The following is a 7,971-nucleotide window of genomic DNA, read 5'->3' on the forward strand; positions in this document are numbered from 1 at the left end:
ATGATCACGGTGGCCGCACCCATACCCGCAGGCACCCCACCATCCCGCTGACCAACATCAACGCGGCACAGCCTCGCAACTACAGCTGCCGTGTCTGCGTGCTGGTCACGCCGTGACATGAAGAGAGCCGTACGGGTTGGGATGGTTGTGAAGCAATCTCTGGCCCGTACGGCTCTCTCGCATCGTATCTGTACAGGTATCCCGCGGAAGCAACTCGGCAGGATCATTGCGGAGTTGGCTGGTCCCTGGCTGGCGCGGGAAGAGGCCCGGCTGCGTGAACGCCGAGGTCACGAGCGTCTGCGTGCTGAGGGCGGCGGCCCCGGCCACCAGCTGGTCTTCACCGATCGGGTGATCGCGACCCTGGTCGTCCTGCGGTTCCAGCTCCCGCATGCCGTGCTCGGCGTCTTCTACGGAGTGGACCGCTCCACCGTCACCCGGGCTGTTCACGAGGTCCGGCCGCTCCTGGCAGCACGTGGCTTCGCGGTCCCCGGTAAGGCGGGACCGCGCCTGCACACCCTGGCCGATGTCTTCGCCTACGCCGCCGCGAAGGGGGTGGAGCTGCGGCTGGACGGTACCGAGGTGCGGGTGCGGCGTCCGCGGTCACACCGCCCCGGACGGCGTGCGTTCGTCTCGGGGAAGATGCGGCAGAACACCAAGAAGGCCACTGTCATCACCGACGAGGCCGGCCGCACCTCAGGGCCGTTCCAAAGTCCGGGCGGGCGAGTGAGTGTGCTGGTCACAGCGTTGTGACGATGCTCGGCCGGGGCGTGTCATGAGCAACGGGGCTCCGGTTGAAGCAGGTGACCGTCCAAGTCGCCTGCTTCAACCGGAGCCCCGATGTGCCGCCAGTCTGCCACCGTTGGTCTCGTCAAGTCGCCCGCAATGGTGGGGGGTTTGGGGCTGTCGCTGGCTCAGCGGCTGGTCAGGCTGCCGGATCCGCGCCGGCGTCGCCCGTTCGTGGCGGTGCTGCTGGTCTCGGCCTGTGCGGTCGTGGCCGGCACACTGTCCTACACGGCCATCGCCCAGTGGGCACGTAATGCTCCGCAGGAGACTCTGGCCCGGTGTGGTGCACGCTTGCTGACCTCGCTGAACGTGCGCATTGCACCGAGCAGGTCGACGATCTGCCGGGTCGTCGTCGCGGTCTGCCCCGGTGGTCTGGCCGACCTGACCGGGAGCGATCCTTCCGGGGGGAGTCGGTGGCCGTGGACGGTAAGAGCGCTCGTGGTTCCCGCCGCGGCAGGTGCCGGCCGCTCATCTGCTGGCCGCCATGACCGGCGACGGCCGGACCGGCACCCAGCTGCGGGTGCCGGACAAGACGAACGAAATCACCTGCTTCGCCGCTCTGTTGGAACCGTTCGGCCTGGCCGGGACCGTGGGGACCGCCGATGCCTTGCACACACAACGCGACCATGCCGTCTTCCTCGTCGAGGTGAAGAAGGCGTACGCGTTCACCGTCAAGAAGAACCAGCCTCTCCTGCACCGGCGACTGCGGGCCCTGCCCTGGGAGCGGGCGACCGCGAGGTTCTACGACCGCACCGTGGGCCACGGCCGCAAGGAAACACGCGTCGTCCAGGCACTGACCGTCAATGACCTGGAACTTCCCACATGCCGCACAGGTCGCGAGGATCACCCGGCACCGCACTGAGCTTCCCCCGCACCGACCTCACCAGCCGACAAGCCTCACCGGAGAAGATCGCCCGCCTCGTGAGAACACAATGGGTGATCGAGCACCGGCTGCACTTCGTCCGCGATGTCACCTTCGGCGAGGACCGCTCCCAAGCCCGAACCGGCCATGGCCCGGAGAACATGGCCACCTTGCGCAACCTCGCCATCAACACCCTGTCCCTCCCCTCGTAGCGTGGAGTCCGTGATCGCAGGGGAAGTTGAGGTTCATGGGGTCCAAGCAACGGGCGTACACACCTGAGTTCCGTGAGGGTGCGGTACGCATAGTGATCGAGAGGGGCAGGCCGATCCCGGAGGTCGCCGAGGAGCTCGGTGTCCACTCCGGGACGCTGCACAGCTGGGTGTCGCGGTGGCGGCGTAATGGCTCGGCGTCCTTTGACCGGCCTGCGCCGGCCGCGCTCGGCAACCGGGTCAGGGAGTCGGAGCGGGCTGAGCCGGAGCGGCTGCGACGGGAGATGTCGGAGAAGAACGAGCGGATCCGCGAGCTGGAGATGGAGCGTGATGTCTTCAAACGCTGCATGGCCTTGTGGGTGAAGTAGCTGCCGCCGACCCGGCCTAGGTGGCCGGGGTGATCAGCGACTGCAAGGCCGAACAGGACATTCCGCATACCCTGACGTGTCGCGTGCTGGGCGTGAGCGAGTCGTGGTTCTACAAGTGGTGCCACCAGCCCGTCACCGCCCGCGAGGTGCGGCGCGGGAAGCTGGCCGATGCGATCCGGCAGATCTTCGAGGAGTCGGGCGGCACCTACGGCTCCCCGAAGGTCTGGGTAACGCTCGTGCGCCAGGGCTGGCGCGTCTTGGTGAACACCGTCGCGAGGCTGATGGCCGAACTCGGCCTGGCCGGACGGAAGATCCGACGATGCCGAGGACTGCCCCGGCCCGGCAGGCGGCCCGCGTTCGTGGACTTCGTGCGCCGGGACTTCACCGCCGATGCCCCGGACCAGGTATGGGCCGGGGACATGACGAAGATCGTCATCGGCGAGGGCAAGCTGTATCTGGCCACCGTGATCGATCTGTTCTCGCGCCGCCTGCTCGGTTACGCGATGGGCGCCCGGCACGACGCCGAGCTTGTCGTCGCGTCATTGAACATGGCCGCGGCCACCCGCGGCGACGTCCGCGGCGTGATCTTCCACTCGGACCGTGGCAGCGAATACCAGTCCCGTCGCTTCAGACGGGCCTGCCGCCGACTCGGCGTGACTCAGTCCATGGGCCGTGTCGGTTCCTGTTTCGACTGTGAGGATGGGACCACCGCCGCGGCAGGGGCCCGACCTCGTGGACGCGTTCGGGATCGGCGCGGACACCGCTGCCGAGGTCCTGGTCGTGGTCGGCGACACCCCGAACGCATCCGCTCGCAGGCCGCATTCGCCAAGCTCGCCGGCGTCTGCCCGGTCCCCGCGTCATCCGGCAAGACCGACCGGCACCGCCTCAACCGCGGCGGCCACCGGCAGCTGAACTCCGCGCTCTACCGCGTCGTGATCGTCCGCATGCGCTTCCACCAGCCGACCATCGACTACGTCGCCCGCCGCACCACCGAGGGTAAGACGAAGAAGGAGATCATCCGCTGTCTCAAGCGGTATCTCGCCCGCGAGATCTACCAGATGATCAAGGCCAACCCGCACCCCACTCCGGGCACTTGACGGAATATAGGAGCGTCAACGCCGTCAGCGAGGCGTTCAACAGCGTCCTGAAGGTCGAGTACGTCCACCGGCACACCTTCGCCACCCGCACCGAGGCGCGGCTGAAGATCGCCACCTGGATCACCGGCTTCTACAACACCCGTCGGCTACACAGCATGTGCGGATACCGGAGCCCGATCGACTACGAACGAGACCATCAGGCCGACCCCGCCGTGGAGTTGGCCACTTGAAAGAGCTCCACGGCGCGAGGGGATTGACGACGACCGATACAACCCCTGGTGGTCACATAACCAGGCCCTCTTGCGCCGGCGCCGCCCCAAGCCAGAGAAACTCCGTGCCAACCCCCAACTGCGCGAGTTCGTCAACGGCAAGCTCAAAGAGCACTGGTCACCGCAGCAGGTCGCCCGGCACCTGGCCACCACCCAGCCCGGACAGCCGGCGATGAACGCCTGTCCGGAAACCATCTACCGCGCCCTCTACAACGGACTCCTCGACAAGCGCGGCGCCCGACTGCGCACCCGGAGGGGCCGACCGAGGCGCATCGACCCGGCTCCGGCACCTCCTGCGTGCGCGGCCGGGGCCAGATGGCGCTGCGAGCCACTCTGGTTCAGGGTTCAATATGGGCAGCTGCTATGGGGTGACGTGAGGTGGTGAAGGGCAGGGAAGCGTCGGGACTGCGGCGGTATCCGGCCAGCTGTCCGGTGAGTCGGTCTTCATAGAGGATCATGTGGCCGTATCCGGCGCCGTCCCCGGTGTCGCCGTCGAGGGGGGCTCGTGTATCCGGAAAGGCTTCGAGGAGTTCTGGGAAGCGCTTAGGGTCACCGTGTGGTCGGCTACTGCAGTCGACCACCTCAAATACCCGTGGCACCACAGGACGGGAGAAACATCGGTCAGCTGGATGTTCATGGACTCCCCAGTAGCGGCGGATCATCACAATATGGCCGGTGTAAATCGCACCCGGCCGATTGAAGTCGATCGACACCAAGTCGCCGGGTTGAAGTTCCCGAACTGCCGTGACCGGGGCGAAGTGTGGGATGCCGCGAGCGAAGGCAGCGCGATAGGTGCTCGCGCTCGGGAAGCCTTCATTCCGCGCAGAGCGCTCAATGTGGTCGTAGAAGAATTGGGGCGTCGCCCAGCCGTTGGGAGTGCCAGCCCCATAGGCGTGTTCCAGTACGTGCGTCAGAAAACTTGCGCAGCGTGACAAAACATAGGGTTTTCCCACCCCACCCGGCTCCCCCCAGAACACAACATCGGGCAAGCCGTCGAAACGACTGGCATGCCTGTAGCGGTTACGGGCCATATTCACCGGCACTGTAGCCAACTGGTCCACGAGTGCCTCGGTCTCGAGTAAATGGACAGGCCGAGCGTGAGATCCTACATCTGAGTTCTGCGCCGTTCTCGCCATCACGGTCCGTCCGCCCCTTGCCTTGCCTGTGTCGTCGAGTGCAGCCAGCGGGGGTGCCAATTATAGCGGTATCGCGCAATTCGTGGGCGAAGATCCTCCAGGGGTTCGAACCCTCCAGCCAACCCGGTGCGGTTCGCTTTTCCCCCGTCTACCGTTGCTGGAGGTGGCCTGTGCGACCACTGCAGACAAGGGTGCAACGCGCGGCGTGGGCGGTGGCGCGGCGGCGAGCTTCCGTGACTGCCCGGTGCTGGCCCGTGGGGGCTCGCCGATGATGCGGGCGGGAGGGTGGGGCGTAGACGTCCAGAGCTGGACGTCTGGCCTTCTCCCAGTCACCGAGCCAGCGGCGCAGCAGTTCCAGGGAGGGGGAGTCGGCGAGGAGGGTTTCGTCAGTGTGGATGACGGCTGCGGAGGTCGGGGTGGAGTGCCGAGCTCGAGGAGGTCCGCCGATTCCGCGTCTAGAAGACCGTCACCGGCACGCCTGCGCACGCCTGACCAAGTATCGGGCACGGCATCCGAGCACCATCCGCCTCCGCAAACTCGCCTGCCCCATCCGTAACTTGACAATGCCCCACGCGTCGAGCTGTAAGTCCTTGCTCGACGCGGCCCCCACCGGCAGGACTCTTGATCTCTACCACCGAACTTAACGAACTGCCGGTAATTATTGTGAAACTGCGGTAGGTTCGTTCTTCCAGATGCCACGTGCGCGCGCGGGAGGGGGAGCGGCGGCGTGCCTACTGAAGAGTCGTGCGGGCTTTCCGTTTCGTCCTTGATCCCAATGCTGCGGCGCTGGAGATGATGGAGCGTTACGCCGGTGCTGCGCGTTGGGCCTTCAATCACGGTCATGCCTATCTGCTCGCGCAGCATCGTGCCTTCGATGCGCGTGTCCGCGAGCATGCTCAGCAGTTGTCCGGTCTCAGCGCTGAAGACCTCACGACCACGCTGACGAAGGTCGAACGCACTCGGCTGTTCACCCAGGCCCGTCGCGCCATCCAGGCCGAGAACACCGAACGATGCACGCAGCTGAAGGTCATCGACGAGCACCGTAAGCGTGTCGTGCACAAGGGCAAGCCGGCGCTGGATCCTGGAGAGTTGGAGCATGCCGCCTCTCCGCTAGCTCGCAAGCTGCATGCCCGGCGTATCGAGCTCGCGGCGTGGCAGGTCGCGGACCCTGAGGAATACGTGCGGCTGAAAGCGCAAGAGCTTGAAGAGGTACGCCCCCACGTTCTGGAGCTAAAGAAGGAGCTGACTGCCCAGGGCGCCTACCGGCCCAACTTCATGGATCTCAAGGCCCTGTGGCGCACTACACGCGACCTCCCCAAGGACCAGGGCGGATCTCCCTGGCACAAAGAGGTCAACTCCTACGCTCTTTCTTGCGGATTCGAGCGTGCCGATGCCGCCTGGAAGAACTGGATGGACTCGGCATCCGGCAAGCGCGCTGGACGACGCGTGGGGATGCCCCGTTTCAAGAGGAAGGGCCGCGCCCGCGACTCCTTCGTCCTCTGTCACGACGTGAAGCGCCCCTCCATCTGTTTGGAGGATCCGCGTCACCTGACACTGCCCGGTATCGGGACCGTGCGCATGCAAGCCCACGGAAGGCGCCTGTGGCGACTGCTGCGCCGCAGCCAAGCCGTCATCAGCTCAGTCACCGTCAGCCGGGGCGCTCACCGTTGGTACGCCTCAGTGCTCTACCGCGTTCAGCAAGACGTCCCCGATCGACCCAACAAGCGTCAGCGCGCAAACGGGATGCTCGCCGTGGATCTCGGCAGTCAGCCGCTGGCCGTGCTGTCCGCACCGCTGAACATTGCCGATCCCGACAGCCGCTACATTGCCGCTGCCAAGCACGGACTCCACGCTACGAGGGGAGGGACAGACCGCGTCGCCAAGATCCACCACATGACTGCGGAACACCGCGCCTCACACCTGCACGGCGTCAGCAAGCGCCTGTCTACCGAAGCGGCAATCATCGCCGTCAAAGGCTTCGACCTCACCGAACTCACCGCCACGGCGCGCGGCACAATCGACGCTCCGGGCACCGACGTCAAGGTGAAATCCCAGTTCAACCGGAGTCTCCTCGACGCCGGGCTAGGTGAACTACGCTCGCAACTCGCCTACAAAACACGATGGTACGGATCCGCCCTTGTCGTTCTCGACAAGGGCGAGCCGACCAGCACGAAGTGCGCCAAGTGCGACGCCCGAAACCCAACGGTAACGCCTGGCCACAAGCACTTCACCTGCCCGAGCTGCGGTCACGATGCAAACCGCCGCCACAACGCCGCTGCATCAATCCACAAAGCGGCACGAAGGGAACTGGCATCCGTGGCCCCTGGCAGAGGGGACACGAAAAACTCCCGTGGAGGAGGGGAATCACCAGATGCCGGCAACGGCACTGACTCCTCTCCAATGAAGCGACCCCCGCCGGCCTAGCCGACGGGTGGAAGGCCACACCTCGGTGTGGTCACCCCGGTCCAGCAATGAACCGGTCACCCTCTCCACACGCACAACTTAAGAGAGCGCCGCACCAAACGAGCAAAGAAAGCCCCAAGCACCCGGAATTCCCCAGCTCCTAAAGGGCCTCTCCAATGCGTACGAGGGTGAGCGCATTGCGATGAACGCGCAGGCGACTGTCCAGAAGGTGCTCCCACACGTACGAGTGCGAACCGAAGTAGGCCAGGCGGAGGAAATCGGACGCTAGGGCGCTCCCTCGCACATACAAGGGTGAGTTGGCACGACGGGGCTGGACAATGTCGGGTGCTGTCAACTTGTGGTTGCTGATGGGGCGTTGGGGCGTGCTGGAGGGGTCGGGCCTCGGTTCGCCGCCCGTCAGGCGGCTGCTGCGGCGCGGCCGATGACCTGCCTCCAGGTGGTGAAGCGGTGGTGCATTTCGGTGCGGTAGGCGTGGGCGGTGAGCAGGTTGCGGCGGGGCCGGAAGTGGGGTGAGATGCTGGAGAAGGCGGACAGGAACCTCTGGGCGTGTCCGGGCGAGGCGAAGCGCCGCATGGCTCTCTCCTGCTGCCGGGTGGGCTGGTGGCTGTTCTCGCACCGGTTGTTGAGGCACTTCGAACTCCGGTGCTCGACCGAGGGCATGACGGTGCGGTGGGCGGGGATGTCAACTGGCTTGTGTGTGATCGGTGTTGTGCTTGATGGTCCCGGTTCCTGTCTTTGGTTACTGTCTGTTGATGTTGGTCAGAGGGGTGCCGGTCGCCGAACCGGATCTTGAACTGGTTCATGGCGCGGGTTCAGCCGAGGG

General features: G+C 65.7%; 8 protein-coding genes and 2 pseudogenes. 8 read left to right on the plus strand and 2 right to left on the minus strand.

Features of this window, described 5'->3' with window-relative positions:
• Positions 1-234 precede the first annotated feature (234 nt).
• The 7 genes and pseudogenes from ACFVFQ_RS37955 (at position 235) to ACFVFQ_RS37985 (ending at position 3,549) form a co-directional block, all read left to right on the plus strand.
• Positions 235-750, plus strand: a complete 516-nt coding sequence (locus tag ACFVFQ_RS37955; RefSeq protein ID WP_383425212.1) for a transposase family protein — start codon at positions 235-237, stop codon at positions 748-750.
• Positions 751-882: 132 nt separating this feature from the next.
• Positions 883-1,149, plus strand: a pseudogene (locus ACFVFQ_RS37960) (transposase family protein); the annotation flags it as partial.
• 118 nt (positions 1,150-1,267) lie between these two features.
• Positions 1,268-1,645 carry a hypothetical protein gene (locus ACFVFQ_RS37965; RefSeq protein ID WP_383425228.1) on the plus strand — a complete coding sequence of 126 codons (378 nt, stop codon included), beginning with the start codon at positions 1,268-1,270 and terminating at the stop codon, positions 1,643-1,645.
• The gene (locus tag ACFVFQ_RS37970) at positions 1,606-1,857 is read left to right on the plus strand and encodes a transposase (protein WP_383425214.1); all 252 of its coding nucleotides are present in this window, start codon (positions 1,606-1,608) and stop codon (positions 1,855-1,857) included. Before ACFVFQ_RS37965 ends, ACFVFQ_RS37970 begins: the two co-directional genes overlap by 40 nt.
• A 35-nt stretch (positions 1,858-1,892) precedes the next feature.
• A complete protein-coding gene (locus tag ACFVFQ_RS37975; protein WP_383425216.1) occupies positions 1,893-2,222 on the plus strand; it encodes a transposase in 330 nt (109 codons plus the stop codon).
• 29 nt (positions 2,223-2,251) lie between these two features.
• Positions 2,252-3,319, plus strand: coding sequence for an IS3 family transposase (locus ACFVFQ_RS37980; protein ID WP_383425218.1), 1,068 nt, complete (start codon positions 2,252-2,254; stop codon positions 3,317-3,319).
• Positions 3,316-3,549: an integrase core domain-containing protein gene (locus ACFVFQ_RS37985; RefSeq protein ID WP_383425220.1), complete on the plus strand. Its 234-nt coding sequence runs from the start codon at positions 3,316-3,318 to the stop codon at positions 3,547-3,549. The genes ACFVFQ_RS37980 and ACFVFQ_RS37985 overlap by 4 nt, the downstream gene beginning before the upstream one ends.
• Before the next feature lie 377 nt (positions 3,550-3,926).
• Here ACFVFQ_RS37985 and ACFVFQ_RS37990 read toward each other — a convergent pair whose 3' ends face one another.
• Positions 3,927-4,649, minus strand: coding sequence for a hypothetical protein (locus ACFVFQ_RS37990; RefSeq protein ID WP_383425222.1), 723 nt, complete (start codon positions 4,647-4,649; stop codon positions 3,927-3,929).
• Positions 4,650-5,468: 819 nt separating this feature from the next.
• Here ACFVFQ_RS37990 and ACFVFQ_RS37995 point away from each other — a divergent pair.
• Positions 5,469-7,148, plus strand: a complete 1,680-nt coding sequence (locus ACFVFQ_RS37995) for an RNA-guided endonuclease TnpB family protein (protein WP_383425225.1) — start codon at positions 5,469-5,471, stop codon at positions 7,146-7,148.
• 396 nt (positions 7,149-7,544) lie between these two features.
• On the opposite strand, the pseudogene ACFVFQ_RS38000 reads toward ACFVFQ_RS37995, so the two are convergent.
• Positions 7,545-7,823, minus strand: a pseudogene (locus ACFVFQ_RS38000) (DDE-type integrase/transposase/recombinase); the annotation flags it as partial.
• Positions 7,824-7,971: the final 148 nt, after the last annotated feature.

Origin of the sequence: Streptomyces sp. NPDC057743, assembly GCF_042798755.1 — a bacterium.
Taxonomy (GTDB): Bacteria; Actinomycetota; Actinomycetes; order Streptomycetales; family Streptomycetaceae; genus Streptomyces.

Coding starts and splice junctions, on each gene's coding strand:
- ACFVFQ_RS37965 (WP_383425228.1), top strand. CDS start 1,268: ATGACCGGCGACGGCCGGACCGGCACCCAGCTGCGGGTGCCGGACAAG.
- ACFVFQ_RS37970 (WP_383425214.1), top strand. CDS start 1,606: ATGCCGCACAGGTCGCGAGGATCACCCGGCACCGCACTGAGCTTCCCC.
- ACFVFQ_RS37975 (WP_383425216.1), top strand. CDS start 1,893: ATGGGGTCCAAGCAACGGGCGTACACACCTGAGTTCCGTGAGGGTGCG.